At 36.9% G+C, this 15,850-nt stretch carries 14 protein-coding genes and 5 tRNA genes; 4 read left to right on the top strand and 15 right to left on the bottom strand.

What is annotated here, in order from left to right; translation table 11 throughout:
* Positions 1-32: 32 nt before the first annotated feature.
* The 5 genes from CEY16_RS04355 to CEY16_RS04375 form a co-directional block, all read right to left on the bottom strand.
* Entirely contained in the window at positions 33-2,183 is a 2,151-nt protein-coding gene (locus CEY16_RS04355; RefSeq protein WP_101330735.1) for an LTA synthase family protein, read from the bottom strand.
* Between the two features lie 123 nt (positions 2,184-2,306).
* Positions 2,307-2,498: a YqgQ family protein gene (locus CEY16_RS04360; protein ID WP_101330736.1), complete on the bottom strand. Its 192-nt coding sequence runs from the start codon at positions 2,496-2,498 to the stop codon at positions 2,307-2,309.
* A 4-nt stretch (positions 2,499-2,502) separates the two neighbouring features.
* Positions 2,503-4,059, bottom strand: coding sequence for a rhomboid family protein (locus CEY16_RS04365; protein WP_162297848.1), 1,557 nt, complete (start codon positions 4,057-4,059; stop codon positions 2,503-2,505).
* Between the two features lie 36 nt (positions 4,060-4,095).
* Positions 4,096-4,629 carry a hypothetical protein gene (locus tag CEY16_RS04370; RefSeq protein WP_101330738.1) on the bottom strand — a complete coding sequence of 178 codons (534 nt, stop codon included), beginning with the start codon at positions 4,627-4,629 and terminating at the stop codon, positions 4,096-4,098.
* 21 nt (positions 4,630-4,650) lie between these two features.
* Positions 4,651-5,016: a hypothetical protein gene (locus CEY16_RS04375; protein ID WP_101330739.1), complete on the bottom strand. Its 366-nt coding sequence runs from the start codon at positions 5,014-5,016 to the stop codon at positions 4,651-4,653.
* 187 nt (positions 5,017-5,203) lie between these two features.
* Between CEY16_RS04375 and rpmG the strand changes: the two genes are divergently transcribed.
* Positions 5,204-5,353: a 50S ribosomal protein L33 gene (gene rpmG / locus CEY16_RS04380; protein WP_101330740.1), complete on the top strand. Its 150-nt coding sequence runs from the start codon at positions 5,204-5,206 to the stop codon at positions 5,351-5,353.
* 53 nt (positions 5,354-5,406) lie between these two features.
* Positions 5,407-5,973: a 5-formyltetrahydrofolate cyclo-ligase gene (locus CEY16_RS04385; RefSeq protein ID WP_101330741.1), complete on the top strand. Its 567-nt coding sequence runs from the start codon at positions 5,407-5,409 to the stop codon at positions 5,971-5,973.
* Between the two features lie 40 nt (positions 5,974-6,013).
* Here CEY16_RS04385 and CEY16_RS04390 read toward each other — a convergent pair whose 3' ends face one another.
* The 9 genes from CEY16_RS04390 to CEY16_RS04430 form a co-directional block, all read right to left on the bottom strand.
* Positions 6,014-8,116: a peptidoglycan D,D-transpeptidase FtsI family protein gene (locus CEY16_RS04390; RefSeq protein WP_101330742.1), complete on the bottom strand. Its 2,103-nt coding sequence runs from the start codon at positions 8,114-8,116 to the stop codon at positions 6,014-6,016.
* 66 nt (positions 8,117-8,182) lie between these two features.
* Positions 8,183-9,409 carry an MFS transporter gene (locus CEY16_RS04395; RefSeq protein WP_101330743.1) on the bottom strand — a complete coding sequence of 409 codons (1,227 nt, stop codon included), beginning with the start codon at positions 9,407-9,409 and terminating at the stop codon, positions 8,183-8,185.
* Positions 9,410-9,527: 118 nt separating this feature from the next.
* Positions 9,528-10,139 carry a superoxide dismutase gene (locus CEY16_RS04400; protein ID WP_101330744.1) on the bottom strand — a complete coding sequence of 204 codons (612 nt, stop codon included), beginning with the start codon at positions 10,137-10,139 and terminating at the stop codon, positions 9,528-9,530.
* A 234-nt stretch (positions 10,140-10,373) separates the two neighbouring features.
* Positions 10,374-10,466 (bottom strand) — tRNA-Ser (locus CEY16_RS04405).
* 9 nt (positions 10,467-10,475) lie between these two features.
* A tRNA-Ile gene (locus CEY16_RS04410) sits at positions 10,476-10,552 on the bottom strand.
* Positions 10,553-10,575: 23 nt separating this feature from the next.
* A tRNA-His gene (locus tag CEY16_RS04415) sits at positions 10,576-10,651 on the bottom strand.
* 39 nt (positions 10,652-10,690) lie between these two features.
* Positions 10,691-10,764, bottom strand: a tRNA-Met gene (locus CEY16_RS04420).
* A gap of 3 nt (positions 10,765-10,767) precedes the next feature.
* A tRNA-Asn gene (locus tag CEY16_RS04425) sits at positions 10,768-10,842 on the bottom strand.
* Between the two features lie 357 nt (positions 10,843-11,199).
* Positions 11,200-12,837 carry a Na/Pi cotransporter family protein gene (locus tag CEY16_RS04430; RefSeq protein ID WP_101330745.1) on the bottom strand — a complete coding sequence of 546 codons (1,638 nt, stop codon included), beginning with the start codon at positions 12,835-12,837 and terminating at the stop codon, positions 11,200-11,202.
* Positions 12,838-13,049: 212 nt separating this feature from the next.
* On the opposite strand from CEY16_RS04430, the gene CEY16_RS04435 reads away from it, so the two are divergent.
* Complete coding sequence (locus CEY16_RS04435; protein WP_101330746.1) at positions 13,050-13,799, top strand: DUF1189 family protein; 750 nt, start codon at positions 13,050-13,052, stop codon at positions 13,797-13,799.
* Positions 13,800-13,873: 74 nt separating this feature from the next.
* Here CEY16_RS04435 and CEY16_RS04440 read toward each other — a convergent pair whose 3' ends face one another.
* Complete coding sequence (locus CEY16_RS04440) at positions 13,874-14,497, bottom strand: NfeD family protein (RefSeq protein WP_101330747.1); 624 nt, start codon at positions 14,495-14,497, stop codon at positions 13,874-13,876.
* Between the two features lie 143 nt (positions 14,498-14,640).
* Between CEY16_RS04440 and ispG the strand changes: the two genes are divergently transcribed.
* The gene (gene ispG / locus CEY16_RS04445; protein WP_101330748.1) at positions 14,641-15,753 is read left to right on the top strand and encodes a flavodoxin-dependent (E)-4-hydroxy-3-methylbut-2-enyl-diphosphate synthase; all 1,113 of its coding nucleotides are present in this window, start codon (positions 14,641-14,643) and stop codon (positions 15,751-15,753) included.
* The last annotated feature ends 97 nt before the right edge of the window (positions 15,754-15,850 follow it).

Here is a 15,850-nt window from a genome sequence, read left to right on the forward strand (position 1 = left end):
AAGCAAATTTCAAACTCTAAATTTTAAGGCGTTTATTCTTCGTTGTTGTTTTCTTGTTCATCGTTATTTTCTTCTGTGCTTACCTCTTCTTGACCTTCAGAACTATCTTCAATTTGCTCTTCTTCAGTATCTACTGAATTCCCGTCTTCTTCAGAGCCATCTTCGGTATCTTCTGAACTCCCGTCCTCTTCAGAGACATCTTCATTCTGTCCTTCTTCAGATTGTTCTGAGCTTTCGTCTTCTTCTTTGTCAGCATCTTCTTCTGTAACTTCTTCCTCATCCTGCTCTTCTTCCTCAACATCTTCCTCTTCATCTACGAGAATTTCTCCTTTTTCAAAATCATAAAACCTGAATAGATCTCCATAGATGATTTCATCTGAGTAATTCAATTCTTGCGCGGCCTGTTCTTTCATTTCAGTACAAGCCCCTTCTTCAGCTTCCTCACCGGTTTCGGCATCGTAACAAATATTACCTGCATAGATATATTCTTCTCCCACTACTCTACCATCTCGGAATGCAATGAAGCCTTTTCGTTCTTCGGAGAACATATCGTTTCCAAAAATAATATCCTTTTCATTTTCTATACCGAGCATATTCAATAAAGTTGGCTTATAGTCCACTTGACCCGTAACAGTAGATATAGTTCTTGACTCATCATGTCCGGGAATATGAATAATGAATGGAACCTGCTGCAATTTAGCCTCATCATATGGCGTGATTTCTTTTCCTAGAAACTCACCCATCGACTCGTTATGATACGAACTGATACCGTAGTGATCTCCAGAAATGATGAAAATTGTGTCTTCGTATAACCCTTCTTGCTTCATTTTCTCAAAAAATCGCTCAATCGCCTCATCCGTATAACGTACAGTTTGGAAATATTGGTTCAACGTCACAGACCTAGAATCGAATTGATCGATTGTTGCTTCTTCTTGTGGCATTTCAAATGGGAAATGATTAGTTAGGGTAATTAATTTTGCATAATGTGGTTCATCAATTTCTTTCATCATGTCTACCGTTTGATCAAAGAACATCTTATCATTCAATCCCCAACCAATTTCATCTTCTTTTGAAAACTCGTATGATTCAACGTCATACCAGTCTTCGTAACCTAAAGTCTCGTACATCACGTTTCTGTTCCAGAAGCTGATATTATTTGCGTGAAAAGCATATGATTTATACCCTTTTTTCTCACTCATGATCTCAGGTAAAGCATGATATTCATTCTGAGCATGAGTAAAAAACACAGCACTATTTGGTAAAGGATAAAGACTGTTATCCAATAAGAATTCGTGGTCAGATGTTTTTCCTAAAGCTGTTTGATGATAGTAATTATCAAAGTAATAACTTTCTTCAATCAAACTATTTAAAAACGGCGTAATTTCTTCACCATTCAAATCCTCATTTATGACAAAGTCCTGCATTGATTCTGCTGCAATATAAACAATATTTTTCCCTTCGGCTACACCACTTAAGTCAATTGGAGGTTTCTCTTCTTCTCTCACGTTCTCTTCCACATATTCATCGATCTCATTCATTTCAGAACCATCCGCAAACAGACGCTTAGTCTGAGTGGAAGCAGTCAAAACTATATCGTAACCATGGAATGTAAATAAACCAACGTTCTTAACCAGGTATTCTCTGTCAAACCCTCTTTTGAACAACATTGGGCGCTCTATTTCTGAAAGCGTAAGATTCAAAACGATTGCTGCAAGAGATACCGTGATAGCTCTTCTTTTAAATTGTTTTGAAAAGGTCTTCACAACAAAAGTGTCTCTTTTAGCGAATATGAAAATAGCTACGACATCTAATAAAAGTAAGACATCTTCAATATGCATTAATGAGAAAAAGCTTGAGCCAAGATCTCCGGCATTATTCACTTGAAAAAGTGTAGGAATTGTTATAAAGTCCGTAAAGTTTCGATAATAAAATAAGTTGAATAAAATAATTAATGTAATTACAACTGAGGCATATTTAATGTATTTTTTCTGTCGCTTAGGTGCCATCCAAACCGCAAGGAAAAACACCAATAAGCTAAATGCGATTGGGTTAACGAATAATATTATTTCTTGAAAAAGCGATTCCATTGAAAGGCTAAAATAGAATCTGTAGAGAATATATATTTTCAAGCCTACTAATATACCCGCCACGATAAATAATGGGGTGTTTTTAATACGATTCATTTTTCTTTCCTCCGTATAGTTATGTTCTCTTATTAGACGAACAAACATAAAAAAAGTTTCATACAAATCACTATTATATTCAATTCCCGTTTAAAAGGTTCTCAAACCTTGATTTGAGGACCTTTAACCCATGTCTTTTCTCTCTTTTTTTAAAACTAATAAAACTTGTGTATATTCTTCCGATGATATCAACCCATTTTTATATAAATCTTTTATTTCTTCTTCCATCATTTCAATGTCTGCATTTCTATCGCCTAAATAAATGAACGTACCAAATCGTTTTAACAGTTGTTGAACATCAAATAACGTACGCATTAACTCACCCACTCGTAGATTTTTGAGATAATTCCTTTTCGTACTGTTTAAATTGCTCGTTGGCAGGTTGTAGTTCAATTGCCTTTCTCACATGCTCTAATGCCATTCCAATTTCATTCTCCCTTTCAGAAATGACGCTTAAATTATAATGTGCCTCAGCAAAATCTTCATTAATTTCTATTGAACGAAATAAATCATCCTCAGCTGCATCAAGTCGATCGGTTTCCAGATAAGCAACTGCACGATAAAAATATACAAATTCATGTTCTATTCCTTGATCTATTCGATCTGTACTCCAATCTATTAATTCTGCATACCTTTCACTCTCAACGTACTCTTGAGCGATAGCTGCCATAGTTTGTGGATTTTCAGAGGCTGATGTTTGTTGTGATCCATATAAGAACATCGCACTCATCAGGGTGATTAGCCCTATTATCGCTACTACCTGCTTCGTTCCTTCTGTTTTCTTAGGTAAATGAATTATTTGAGAAGCAATAAAACCACCGATCAATCCACCAATATGGGCACCATTGTCGATCTGAGGAACGGCAAGCCCGAACACAATATTTATTCCAATTATTATTAAAAGGCTTCTTCCCATTGTTTGAAAAAACAGTTCTTTATAATGTAAGCCGAAGAAAAGGAGTGCACCAAACAGCCCAAATATAGCACCGGATGCTCCTGCAGCTACAGCATCATTGGTTGCATAACTAGCTATTCCTCCTGTAAAGCCAGCTAAAAAATAAATGAATAAAAACCTTTTTGATCCATAAATCTTCTCAGTTATTTCACCGAGAAAATACAATGCAATCATGTTCATCATTAAATGGAAAATACCAATGTGTAAAAACATTGATGTAAGGAAGCGCCAAATCTCCCCTTCGGATATTGCATAGTTATATTTTGCGCCCCAGTCAATTAAATGCAGACTATTAGTCGAACTTCCTTGTGTCTCCATAAGAAAAAACACAATTAAGTTAATGATAATTAAAACAAACGTCCACTTTGTTTTACCAAACTGGAATATCTCCTCAAATTTTCTCTGATTGTGTTGGTGGATGGCTACTATCTTCTGTTCTAGATAAACCATCTGACGTTCTTGCTCAGAAATAGGAGGTAAAGCTTCCATTTTCCAATTATCATTTTTATCAATCGTGTTAGTCAGTTTTCCTAACTCTTCTAATCCTTCATATTCATCCACAAAGTAAGTGGTGACTGTGGCATTTTTACGACCCTTAAGGCGCATAGTTTTACTCAAGTGTTCCCACGAATCAACTGGTTTCAAATTAGAAACATAAACAATGCTGAATCGTGTTTCTTTTCCTCGGAACAGTTGAGGTTGCTGATAAAATTTTCTCAAGTATGAATCTATATCTTGCTTAAGTTGATTAGACCAGTCAAATGTTTTTCTTCTTATACATATGACATGATTAATACGGCGATCATATTTTTCTAATAAAAATTCATCGCGTGCATCTGATATGAATAAAGTTCTGAATCCATATTTTTGCTGTAGAGTGTCTACAGTTTTAAGCAACAAGTATTGTTCTGTTACATACAAATTAACAGCTCCCATTCTCCGAGAGGTACCTTGTAATTAGTTACCTGTGATCCTTTGGGCGATTTCGCTGTATTCCAAGTTTGAAGCAACTTCATAAGTTCCTAATTGAATGATGCGACTATAATCATTGCTTTCTAAAAACTTACTGAATTCATCACCGTCTTGGATGATATCTTGTTGTTCCAACTCTCTTGCGATATCATTTGGAGTCATACCACTGGAAATCGTCAAAGTATATTGTGTCACTGATGAATCAGTGTTCGTATTTGATGAACCTCCCGCAGAACTTTCCTCTTCTTCGTTTGATTCCTGCATCGATTCCATAGTTTCTTTTAATTGAGTGATTTTTTTATGTAATTGTTCGTTCTTTTCTTTTAAAGTACTCACTTCATCCGGATCAATAACTTCATAATCTCTCTCTTCCAGATAGCTTTGTGCTGATTCTCCATCTAGTTTGTTTTTTTGTTCCCCTTCACTACTATTCTCTTGGTCTTCTAACATAAAAACGCCGCCCATAATTAACGCCGCTGTCATCAACCCGATGGAAAATGAGGCTACCATTATACGCATTATTATCTTCACACCTTTTATTTAAACCAATGAATGGCTATCTTTTTCCTTTTGAACTATGGTTTGGATATCTTCTTTACTTAATCCAGTCTTATCTGCTATTTGATTTATTTCATATCCTTGTAAATACATTCTTTGAACGTTATTTACTAATTCATTTGAATTGTTTCCTTTATTAGAGGCCAAAGATTCTAAATCCATTGTGTCAGTCAACAATTCCTCTTCTAATACTTTGATTTTGTTTTTAATGATGTATCGATCTTGCAATGTGGAAATAGATAATTGTTCCACTTGATCTTCAAGGTCATGTAAACGACTATTCATAAAAAACGAAGCTATGAACAAAATAAGGCCAATTACTAATATCGTTATGATCGCATAAATCAATATAATCTCTCCAATTCCTGTATTTCAAATAATCAAGCTAGCTTATAATCATGTTAATTACTGCCCATATGAAATAATATCATGTTATTCGCGAACTTGGAATAGATTCCATCTTGAATATTTCAAATACAAATGGTATGATGATTAAGTCGAAAATTGAAGAGATAGAAGAAATGGAGGGATTTTCATGCGTGTACAAATCACTTTAGCTTGTACAGAAACTGGCGATCGTAACTATATCACGTCAAAAAATAAACGTACAAACCCTGATCGTTTAGAATTGAAAAAATATAGCCCGAGACTACAAAAACATACGTTACATCGCGAAACGAAGTAAAACAGTGGGGATGCAATTCCTACTGTTTTTTTCTATATAATGGGAGTGATTTTATGTACAAGTCCTCATTTAGAGCAGTCGGAAAAAGATTACTTAAACATATATCTAAAGAAACAAAAACGGAAAAGATGGATGCTATTACAGATGCAGTCATGAACACTTCCATCTGGCAAAACGCAAATACCATTGCTTGTACTATACCTAGATCTATAGAACTTGATACACATAAACTGATTGAACAAGCTTGGATGCAACAAAAACAAGTAGTTATTCCAAAATGTTATCCTGAAAATGATAATCAAATGACCTTTTATCAATACACTAGCCGTGAAGAACTCGAAAATGTATATCTTGATTTGTATGAACCCCTAGCAGATGAGAAAAAGCTGACGAATAAACGGGACATTGATCTGATTATCGTTCCAGGCTTACTATTCGATAAGGAAGGTTTCAGAATCGGTTATGGTGGCGGGTATTACGATCGCTATTTAGAAGATTACAATGGACAAACTATTTCTATCGCCATGGACGAGCAAATAGTGCCCCATCTCCCCTACGATTCTTTCGACCAACCAGTTCAAACAATAATCACAGACAAAAAAATCATCACACCATTATAAAAAGACAGGAGTTCCTAAGGAATCCTGTCTTTTCTCATTTTTATTCTGTTGTATCAGTTTCTGTCTCTTCTTCTTCCTGCTCTTCTTCAGCTTCCTCAATTGCTCCAGTTTGACGTTTCTCTTTGAGATCAAAATAAGCATCGAGAATTCTGCGACCGATATTTTTGTTGATCTGGTATTCAGAATCGGTTCCTGTATATGGAACTAGAACTGAAAAAGCAACTTCTGGCTCGTCATGAGGTGCATACCCTACCAGTGACAAGTTATATACCATGATACGTTGGTTATCCCCCGGATAGACATATTCCTGCGCGGTACCTGTTTTACCAGCTGGCTCATATTCAGCATCATTAAAGTGCCTATATGCAGTTCCTCCAGATTCCTGCATTACTTGACGGAAGCCTTCTTGAACACGTTCGATCAATCGATCTTCCATATCGATTCGGTTCAATACAGTTGGTTCATTCTTCTCGTATATAGGTCCTAAAGAATCTTCCTTAGTCGGTTGATGGATTTGACTCACTAAGTGAGGTTGCATTCGATAACCTCCGTTAGCAATGGTGGATACATATTGAGCCATTTGAAGAGCTGTATATGCCTCGTTCTGGCCAATAGCTAAGTCCATCAAATCACCTGGTCGAGCACCATTACCTTCTACACCATCTTCTTCAAATGGGAAGTCCACTCTAGTTTCAACACCTAAACCAAACTGAGCAAAATAACTTTGTAATTCGTAAAAACCTTCACGGTTATAAGTTACCGTATCAAAATTATATTTTTCCCTGAATTCTCCACCTAGTCTTAGCCCTACAAAAAACATATAAACGTTTGATGACTGTTTGATTGCCCCTAAGTCATTGATTGTCCCAATCGGTCTATAAGAACCTTTAGTGTCAGTAGAAATGGTGATAGGTCGGTCTCGCATAGTTTCACCCACACTCAAAACGCCAGATTCATAACCTGCAAGCACTGTTGCACCTTTGACTGTCGAACCTGGCAAATGCGAGTCATAAAAAGCTCGGAAAGATTCATCTCTATAAACGTCCTCCCCATCTTCTTCGCTGCGACTCTGACCGGAAACTGCGAGAAGCTCACCAGTATTCGGGTCCATCATGACTACCATAGCATCTTTCAAATAGCGATTCTCGTATGGATGCTGATTAATGGCGTTTTGTAATTCATCCCGTACAATTTCGTCCACTTGTTCCTGCAATTCAATATCCACAGACAATCGTAAGTCTTTGCCTCTTTCACCCTCACGAATAAGATTTGAATTAATAACCTGACCATTAGCGTTAGTGATATGTTCGCGGATTTCTTTTTTACCGCTTAATAATAATTCATATTGTTCTTCTAGACCACTTCTGCCGACACGATCATTACGACTGTAATTCCTAGACATATAGTAATCCAATTCCGTCCTAGGCAAGCCTTGCTTTGCTGTAGTAAGACTCCCGATATAGTTTCTGAAGGTCCCATCATACAAGTACTCTCGTTCCCAATCAGTCGTTACGTTTATCCCTGGAAGCTTACCTAAATTTTCCGCAATAACAGCATACTCTTCTTTAGAGATATTATCTTTTTTGATAATTCTAGGTGTTAATTCATAAGCTTGATCCAGCTCATGTTTGATAGCGATGATTTCCATTTCTTTTTCTGAGATTCCTTCTAGATCCTCTTCTTCAATTTTATCTAACATAGAATAGTATTGATCCCTATCACTTTGTTCTTTCTCTTCGTCAGATAACCTTGAATAAGCTTCCTCTCGATTCAGTAATATCCAATAATCTTCAATGCTCCGCTGATTCACTGAACTTGTATCCATCTCTATATAAGGTTCTAATTTCCTTGCAACTTCTAAATTGTCCTCTGGCTGCACATTCCTTTGTGGTGTGTATGTAATAGCAAACTTAGCTTCATTATCAACTAATAAATTTCCATTTCGATCATACAATTTACCTCTAGGTACAGGGGTTTCACTTACGACCCGTTCCGTACGATCCAATTCCTCTTGTGCGTCTTGTCCATATAGTATCTGCACAACTCCCAATTGAAGAATCAACATGGAGAATAGCAAAAATATAGCAAAAAACAATATATTTAACCGAAGAGGTAGATGTGATTTACTTTTCTTTCTTGTCATGAGAAAACCCTCTCCCTTTTTAAAGATCTTCTCAATTATAGCATCTATTTTCCATTAAGATAAGCGTCAAATTCCTTCTTTTTTCTTTTTCGATATAAAGGAAATCATGCCTCCAGCTATCGCATAACCGAGCCCAAAAATGATCACAGCGAATATCATAAACTGTTCAGTGCCGAATATAAGTAATCCTGACACGAACAGAAGAAGTGAGACCACTCTACCCAAATTCAGAAAGACATCGCGCATGATAATATATTCTATTCGGTATTCTTTTGCCAAGTGTGCTTGACCGATTATATCGTAAGAGACTGACATCAATGGAGCATAAAACAGTGGGAAGGTTACTCCCAAAACAATTGCAAAAATAAAAAATTCAATAGACGTTGAACTGTTGATGAACCAGAATAGAGAGAAGAATAAAATTAATGAACTAATTAGTATCATGGTTGGACGATGGGAAGAACGAAACCTTTTGTAAATCCACTGATATACCACAAAAGATGCTGCTGCATAAAGCATATTGTATATTCCCAAAGTCATTTCACTTTGTGTTACCAAGAAGACAATCAACCCGATGAGGAAAAGAAAAATACCTTCCCTAAGACCTTGAAAAAAATGGGCACTGATTAACAATAGCCACTGCTTGTTCCTTTTTGTCTCATAAATGACATGACTGAAACTTATTCTTCCATCTACATTTCTCCTTGTCATGAACATGCTACAAACAACTGCGCACGAAAACAATAAGAAAGAAATGAAGAAAATTGTTAAATATCCTTGATACCCTTCTAAGACAGTTATCAACCAACCAGCAGTTATGGGACCAATCATGCCACTGAGTGACTGAAGAGCTCCAAAGGATCCGTTAAAGAAATCTCTAGTGTATGGCTCTGTCACTTCAAATGTCAGTACATTAAAAGATAGCCAAAACAGACCGTATCCACACCCTAAAACAATTCCCAAAAGAATATAATAAGAGGAAGCAGCTGTTCCAAATGAAAGCACAAGCATAAAAAATACAGCAATCATCAGAATGCCATACCTTAATATTAATACCCGATCAATACGTTTCACCCAATTTCCCGATAAAACAAATGTAGCTACTTGTGTAGCATAGATCGTCAGGTTATATAAGCTGACCAGTAATAAACTTTCTGTTTGCTTCCATAGGAACACATTTACAAATATATTCGACAAATAAATACCTAAAGTGTATAACCATCCGATTGCTAACAATAACAATAAATTTTTCTTTTCGTAAGCACTCACATCATTAAGGCGACTCAGAAACATCTAACTCCCTCATTTCCTCATCGCTAGTTTTCTCAATTAATGAATGCTTATTCGCTCTTACGAAATATAAAAAGAGTAGATAGCGCAATGCTACCTACTCTCAGTATTGATCTAATATTTATTTTGCATCTTCATAACGCTTGCTTACTTCATCCCAGTTCACAACGTTCCAGAATGCATTGATATAGTCTGGACGACGGTTTTGATATTTAAGGTAATAAGCATGTTCCCAAACGTCAAGACCAAGGATTGGTGTTACACCCTCCATAACTGGAGTGTCTTGGTTTGGAGTAGAAGTGATTTCAAGATTACCATTCTTCACTACTAACCAAGCCCAACCTGAACCGAAACGGCCAGCACCAGCAGCAGCGAACTTCTCTTTGAATTCATCAAAGCTACCGAAGGTCTGATTAATCTTTTCAGCTAATTCTCCAGTAGGTTCTCCACCACCGTTCGGTGATAAAATTGTCCAGAAGAATTTGTGGTTCGCGTGGCCACCACCGTTATTTCTTACAGGTGTTTGAATATCACTAGGTAGTGAATCCAAGTTCTGTAATAATTCTTCTAATGATTTGTCTTGTAAATCTGAGTGCCCTTCTAATGCGGCATTCAGCTTAGTCACATACGTATTATGGTGCTTCGTGTGGTGAATGTTCATCGTTTCTTTATCGATGTGTGGTTCTAGTGCGTCATAAGCGTAAGGTAATTCTGGTAGTTCAAATTTAGACATAATGAAATTCCTCCTTCAACATAATACGGTGGTCAAATCAAAAAGACACCAATCTTCAGAATTGCCACTCAATAAAAAGGTTACCAATCCATTGATAACCTTGCAAGGCATTTGCATGAAAATATCATTTAAACCTACATAATTACATTTACCAAGTGATTTATTTTTTAAACATGTCAATGAAGTCTGAATAACAAAAAAACAAGCTCAAGAGCTTGTTGGCAATTAAAAATATGGAGGAGGAAGAGGGATTCGAACCCCCGCGGGCTTTGACACCCCTGTCGGTTTTCAAGACCGATCCCTTCAGCCAGACTTGGGTATTCCTCCGTGTGTTAGTGGTGGACCCTGCAGGACTCGAACCTGCGACCGATCGGTTATGAGCCGATAGCTCTAACCAGCTGAGCTAAGGGTCCACTAATTTAATATTTTTTATAAATGGGGCGATCGGTGGGAATCGAACCCACGAGTGCCGGAGCCACAATCCGGTGCGTTAACCACTTCGCCACGACCGCCATGTTGTTGAAGTGGCTGATACATTTTCAAAAAATGAGTAGCGGCGGAGGGGATCGAACCCCCGACCTCACGGGTATGAACCGTACGCTCTCGCCAGCTGAGCTACACCGCCATTTGGCTCCAGCGGCAGGATTCGAACCTGCGACCGATCGGTTAACAGCCGATTGCTCTACCACTGAGCTACGCTGGAATCTTAATAAAGTTAAAAATACTTACCTTGCATTTTCACCTTGTCTTGCCCACTGTGTTCGTCGCGTTGAAAGATCATTCGGTGATGTCAGCGCTCCTCACAAACCTACTCTGTTGTTTTTTCGGGAAGTTTACGGTTCGCTACGCTAGAATCTTAAAAAAGTTAAAAATGTTTATCTTTCGTTTTCACCATGTCTTGTCCACTGTGTTCGTTCAGTTGATATTCCGCGTCACTTCTCTACATGATTAACAGCGACGAGATTTAATTTATCATGATAGATAAAAGATGTCAACATTATTCAAATTGTTTTTAATAAAAAATAGAGAGCTGATATTCCATCAGCCCTCTACTCTATCATTATTCAGGCTTTCCAGTTACTTCTTGCGCGATATTTAATGCGTGGTCACCGATACGCTCAAGGTTACTGATGATATCTACAAATACGATTCCGGCTGTGCCTGAGCATAATCCTTCATTTAAACGCATAATGTGTTTCTTTCTGTATACGCGTTCCATTTTATCGATTTCATCCTCTTTCTTCATAACTGATTTAGCTAATTCCTCATCCATCTGTTCGAATGAATTTAGAGCTTCTTGAACAGTTAAGAGTGTGAGGTTGAACATTTCATTTAAATCTTCAATTGCTTGGTCTGTCAAATGAACTTTATTTGTGATTTTGTAATCATTCAACTCTACAATGTTTTCAAAGTGGTCACCGATTCTCTCTATATCACGGACAACATCAACAACAGCTGAATGTGTGTTACTATCCGCTTCAGTGATTGACTCACTTGAAATTTGGGTTAAATAATTGGTTATTTTTTTATCTAAGTTATTCAACGCATCTTCTAATTGATAGGCAACTTCAGCATGTTTCGGCTGGTTACTGTTTAGATAATTTTTTGTCTCTTCTAAACCGTGAACTGCGATTTCACCCATGTGAATCGATTCAGCTTTAGCTTGTGTCACAGCAACCGATGGCGATTGCTCAATGAAGATGGGGTCAAGGTTCCTTGGTTTATAATCAATGACGCTATCTTTACCAGGAATAATTTTAGTCACAAGAACTGCGAACGCTGCAATGAATGGGAATTGTAAAATTGTGTTTGAAACATTGAAAATCCCGTGAGCGAAAGCAATTGTCATTTTAGGTTCTAGTGCCAGTATATCTCTTAAATACTCCACCAAAGAAGTGAACGGAACTAAGAGAATAAGAAAAATAGTAGCACCAATTAAATTAAATAACACATGGACAGCTGCAGCTCTTTTCGCAGCTATACTCGCACCAATTGCAGCTAAAGCTGCAGTAACAGTAGTACCAATATTATCACCAAATAATACAGGTAGAGCAGCATCTAAGGATTCAATTGCTCCTTCAGAAAATAACTGCTGCAAAATCCCAATTGTCGCAGAAGAACTTTGGACAATTACTGTGAAGACTGTACCGATTACAACACCTAAGATCGGTGTTTCACTCATAGTTACAGTTAAATCTTGGAATGATTGTACCGAGCGTAACGGACTCATTCCTTCACCCATCAGTTCTAAACCGTAGAATAGGGCTCCGAACCCGAATACAGTTTGTCCCAAGTATGTGATTCTTTTATTTTTAAAGAAGAATAACATCAACATACCTACAAAGATAATAGGTAACGCATAAGCTGAGATATCAAATCCAATAATAAACGCTGTTGCTGTGGTACCAATGTTGGCACCCATGATAACACCAATAGCTTGTCTAAGTGTCATAAAACCTGCGTTTACAAGACCAATTGTTAAAACTGTTGTCCCAGAACTTGATTGAATTAAGATCGTTACTATTATACCTGCTAATATCCCTAACAATGGATTACTAGTAAAACGATCAAGAATATCTCGAAGTTTATCCCCTGCAGTTTTTTGTAAACCTTCACTCATAAATTTGATACCGAACAAGAATATCCCCAGTCCACCAAGGAATAAGAATATCATTTCTTGAACACTAGCATCGATCATAAAAATTACCCCCATCAATTACAATAGTTTTTTTACATAAAGTTTTGCGCGACAAGTACATTATGATGAACTTTAGACCAATTCGTAAAGACTTCTACACCATTCTTTACAAAAACTTAACAATCGACAAATTAGGTATTTATAGCTGTCAATTTTTATTGTGCATGAATCGATCATCATTTATGATATAAAGAGTTAGAGAGGTGGCATTATTGAAAAAGATAAATATGTTTAAAAGATTTTATTGGAGTCTACTCCAGTTCAAGAAAGTTTCTGCTTTAAGAATAGAAAAAGTCGGGAAGTCAATCGGATTTGTGTTCTTCTTGATGATGCTCTTGACATTTCCCTATGCAATCAACCTTACTTTGGATGCAACTCAGGCGTTAAGTTCTATCGAAAAAGCTTCTGAGACAGAAGACTCAACCTTTACATATAATGAGGAAGAACAATCAGCTGATGAAGAGATTATATTTGAAAATGATTCATTGATTATTACTACTGTAGAAGATGATTTCACTTCCAAGAAAAATATTTTATTCCTTAATCATAACCAAGGCATGTTAAAAACACCTTCGAATTCATATTCATTTATGTATAGCAGTATGTTTTCGGAAGGTGAAACTTTTACTTTGGATGATCTTCATTCAGAATTAGCAAACTTCATTTATGTACTATTGATCTTATCAGTCGTCACATTTTATTTATTATCAACTACGGTGAAGTTCGTGGAAGTAAGCTTGTTATCACTAGGTGGACTCATGGGTAACAAATCTATGAAACGCAATTTGAATTATGCTCAAATTTGGAAACTGTCAGCATACGCAGTAACTGTTCCTAGTATTGTTGTTTTCATATATGATCGATTTGCTTCTCAACAAATGATATCTGGCTTTCTATTTTGGATAGGGAGTTTTGTGATTTTATACTTCATTTCTTCGTTCGTGCCAAAGAAAGCCAAATAAAAAAATATCCCAAAACCGTTTCTAACATTTAGTTTCACTTAATTAACTAAACATAAACACGGTTTTGGGATTTTTTATATTTCTTCCACTAAAATTTTCGTACCATCCACATTGGTCACTTGAACTTTTTTCCCTTTCTCTATCCATTTCCCTTTAGAAACTGCACTATATTCTTGATCGTTCACTCGAATGGATCCTGTAGGTCTCAAGTCAGTTGAAGTTATTCCTTCTTGGTTGAGTAGTTCTTTATAAGAATCATTCATGGAATTATACCCTTTGTCACTGGTCATCTGGTCAAACAAAGCAATTTTCGTCCACATGCCCCTTTTCGGAAGCACTTTCATTAAAAATAAACTCCCAAATGCACCTATAATAACCCCTGTTATACTATATACAGCTAATAACCAATTTGGAGCTGCAAAACCGACAGAAAAAATGAGAATGATAAACCCAAGTACTCCAATTGTTCCATCATTTATAAATTTTCCATCTAGAATTACCATTAACAGACCTACTGCAAAAGTAACCATGATCCAAATCAGGTCGAATGATGAAAGATGACCCGAAAAATAAAATGTAATCGCACCTAAACCAAGAATTGCGCCAAGTCCTTTTAGCTTCACAATCAACTCGCCAAATAGGAAAAACATAGCAACTGCAGTTATTAAAAAAGCACCTAAAGCTGTTTCGATAAACATAATATCCCCCATTCAAATAATAAAATATAGTAATCTTTCTTTATTATAACAATTACTTAAGATGGCATGTTGAGTCTTTTTTTGTTATTATCATAAATGGATTGGTTTAGTTTTATTTTACACCATTAAAGGGGAGTTGTAGCATGTCTACGATTACACATCGAAAAGATACCAGACCCGTGCGTGTCGGCAATGTCGTCATCGGCGGTAAGGATGAAGTAATTATACAATCAATGACTACCACTAAAACACATGATGTTGAAGCAACAGTCAAAGAAATTCACCGTTTAGAAGAAGCTGGTTGTCAGGTCGTCCGAGTGGCTTGCCCAGATGACCGAGCTGCTGAAGCTATTCCAGAAATCAAGAAGCAAATCAATATACCACTAGTAGTCGATATACACTTCGACTATCGTTTAGCTTTAAAAGCAATCGAAGGTGGGGCAGATAAAATCCGTATCAACCCTGGTAACATTGGTAAACGCGAACGTGTTGAAGCTGTCGTGAACGCTGCCAAAGCTAAGGGGATTCCTATTCGTATCGGGGTCAACGCTGGATCGCTTGAAAGACATCTGATTGAAAAATACGGTTACCCTACACCTGAAGCAATGGTTGAAAGTGCTTTAGAGCATATTAAAATTTTGGAAGACCTAGACTTTCATGACATCGTTGTTTCCTTAAAAGCATCTGACGTTCATTTAGCGATTAAAGCATACGAAATGGCTGCTAAAGAAATTCAATATCCGATTCATTTGGGTATCACAGAATCAGGTACACTTTTTGCAGGAACAGTCAAAAGTGCTGCTGGTTTAGGTGCAATTTTAAGTAAAGGGATTGGAAGTACACTTCGCATATCTTTAAGTGCCGACCCTGTGGAGGAAGTAAAAGTAGCAAGGGAGTTACTGAAATCCTTTGGTTTAGCTGCAAACGCAGCAACACTTATTTCATGCCCTACTTGTGGAAGAATCGAAATCGACTTGATATCGATCGCAAACGATGTGGAAGAATATATTCAGAAAATCAAGGCTCCTATCAAAGTGGCCGTCCTTGGCTGCGCAGTGAATGGACCAGGTGAAGCGCGTGAAGCTGATATAGGTATCGCTGGTGCCCGTGGAGAAGGTTTACTCTTCAGACACGGAGAGATCATCAGAAAGGTTCCTGAGGAGATAATGGTCGATGAACTGAAGAAAGAAGTCGATAAGTTAGCCGAAGAACATTATAAAAAGCAAAAAGAAGAAGAAGAGGCACAAAACGCATAAGTTCAAAAGTAAACCCACAGACAAATGTCTGTGGGTGTTTTTATTTTGATGATTTTTTGTAGATAATAAGCAAATTCTATATTATAGCGACTTTGTA

It is taken from the genome of Halalkalibacillus sediminis, from assembly GCF_002844535.1.
Taxonomy (GTDB): Bacteria; Bacillota; Bacilli; order Bacillales; family Alkalibacillaceae; genus Halalkalibacillus_A; species Halalkalibacillus_A sediminis.

Bases quoted from the DNA above. Each gene is read 5' to 3' on its own strand.
- rpmG (WP_101330740.1), top strand. From the start codon at position 5,204: ATGCGTGTACAAATCACTTTAGCTTGTACAGAAACTGGCGATCGTAAC.
- CEY16_RS04370 (WP_101330738.1), bottom strand. From the start codon at position 4,629: ATGCGTATAATGGTAGCCTCATTTTCCATCGGGTTGATGACAGCGGCG.
- CEY16_RS04385 (WP_101330741.1), top strand. From the start codon at position 5,407: ATGTACAAGTCCTCATTTAGAGCAGTCGGAAAAAGATTACTTAAACAT.
- CEY16_RS04390 (WP_101330742.1), bottom strand. From the start codon at position 8,116: ATGACAAGAAAGAAAAGTAAATCACATCTACCTCTTCGGTTAAATATA.
- CEY16_RS04355 (WP_101330735.1), bottom strand. From the start codon at position 2,183: ATGAATCGTATTAAAAACACCCCATTATTTATCGTGGCGGGTATATTA.
- CEY16_RS04395 (WP_101330743.1), bottom strand. From the start codon at position 9,409: ATGTTTCTGAGTCGCCTTAATGATGTGAGTGCTTACGAAAAGAAAAAT.
- CEY16_RS04360 (WP_101330736.1), bottom strand. From the start codon at position 2,498: ATGCGTACGTTATTTGATGTTCAACAACTGTTAAAACGATTTGGTACG.
- CEY16_RS04430 (WP_101330745.1), bottom strand. From the start codon at position 12,837: ATGATCGATGCTAGTGTTCAAGAAATGATATTCTTATTCCTTGGTGGA.
- CEY16_RS04400 (WP_101330744.1), bottom strand. From the start codon at position 10,139: ATGTCTAAATTTGAACTACCAGAATTACCTTACGCTTATGACGCACTA.
- CEY16_RS04440 (WP_101330747.1), bottom strand. From the start codon at position 14,497: ATGTTTATCGAAACAGCTTTAGGTGCTTTTTTAATAACTGCAGTTGCT.
- ispG (WP_101330748.1), top strand. From the start codon at position 14,641: ATGTCTACGATTACACATCGAAAAGATACCAGACCCGTGCGTGTCGGC.